Source organism: Kribbella caucasensis, assembly GCF_004361855.1.
Classification (GTDB): Bacteria; Actinomycetota; Actinomycetes; order Propionibacteriales; family Kribbellaceae; genus Kribbella; species Kribbella caucasensis.
On the sequence record NZ_SNWQ01000084.1, the window covers coordinates 1 to 1444 of the forward strand.

Sequence of the window (1444 nt, forward strand, 5' to 3'; positions counted from 1 at the left end):
GGCTCTTCGATCTTGACCGGGCACGACACGCGGTCTCTGCCTGCGGGGTAGGGGCTCGTGGCCTCTGAACACTGGCTGTTGTCGAGACAGTTCAGTAGAAGAGGCCACGAGCTTGAGCAACGATACGACGTTGCTGTTCGGGTTGGCAGGCGTGCGCGTGGAGCGTGTCGTGCTGCTGCCCGGCGGCATCCGGGAAGTCCATGTCCAGACCGCTGACGAGGGCGCGGCGGGCTGCCCGTTGTGTGGCGTGCTGTCGTCGTCGATGAAGGGTCAGGTGGCGACCGCGCCGCGTGACATCCCTTACGGGACAGGGCCTATCGCGGTGGTGTGGCACAAGAGGCGGTGGCGGTGCCGGGAGGTGTTGTGCGAGCGGCAGAGCTTCACCGAGACGGTCGGTGAGCTGCCGTCGGGTGCGCGGACCACGCGGCGGCTGCGGGAGGCGATCGCGCTGGCTGTCGGGGACGCGAACCGCGCCGTGAGCGAGGTGGCCGGCGCGTTCGGGGTGTCCTGGCCGACCGCGCATGCCGCGTTCGTCGAGGTCGCCGATCGTGAGCTCGGCCCGCCGGCGCCGACCCGGGTGCTCGGCATCGACGAGACCCGCCGCGGTAAGCCACGCTGGGAGCAGCACCCGACCACCGGCAAGTGGGTGCTGGTGGACCGGTGGCACTCGGGATTCGTCGACCTCGACGGCGCCCAGGGGCTGCTCGGGCAGGTGCTAGGCCGCGCCAGCGCCGACGTCACCGGCTGGCTGCGAGCCCAGGGTGGCACGTTCTGCGAGCGGGTCGAGTTCGTCGCGATCGACCCGTGCGCGGCCTACCGGCGGGCCGCTACCGACGCCCTGCCGCAGGCGCAGGTCGTGGTGGACCACTTCCACCTGGTCCGCCTCGCGAACGCCGCCGTCACCGCCGTGCGGCAGCGGGTGACCTGGGACAACCGGGGTCGGCGCGGCCGCAAGGTCGACCCTGAGTGGACCAACCGGCGCCGACTGCTGACCGGCCGGGAACGCCTTACCCACAAGCGATTCACCGCCATGTGGAACTCCTGCATCGATGCCGACCCGAGCGGCCAGATCCTCACCGCCTGGATCGCCAAGGAAGAGCTCCGGGCGCTGTTGGCGACCGCGCGCCGCGGCGGCCACCGCCACGACATCTCGAACCGGCTCTACCGGTTCTACACCTGGTGCGCGAACGCCGACATCCCCGAGGTCACCCGGCTCGCGCAGACCGTCGAGGACTGGTGGCCAGAGATCGAAGCCTTCTGCAAGACCGGCATCACCAACGCCAAAACCGAAGGCACCAACCGGCTCATCAAGGACGTCGGCCGACGCGCCTGCGGCTTCCGCAACCCCGACAACCAACGCCGCCGAGTACGGTACTTCTGCACCCGGCAATCACGCCGGAGCACAGCCAGACCAGAATCGCTGCCCGGTCAAGTTTGAAGAGCC

The 1444-nt window shown here is 69.8% G+C and carries 1 protein-coding gene; it reads left to right on the forward strand.

Going from position 1 to position 1444, the window contains the following annotated elements; translation table 11 throughout:
• The first annotated feature begins 64 nt into the window (after window positions 1-64).
• On the forward strand, window positions 65-1438 hold the full coding sequence (locus EV643_RS43920; RefSeq protein ID WP_166665823.1) for an ISL3 family transposase: 1374 nt from the start codon (window positions 65-67) through the stop codon (window positions 1436-1438).
• Window positions 1439-1444 lie beyond the last annotated feature (6 nt).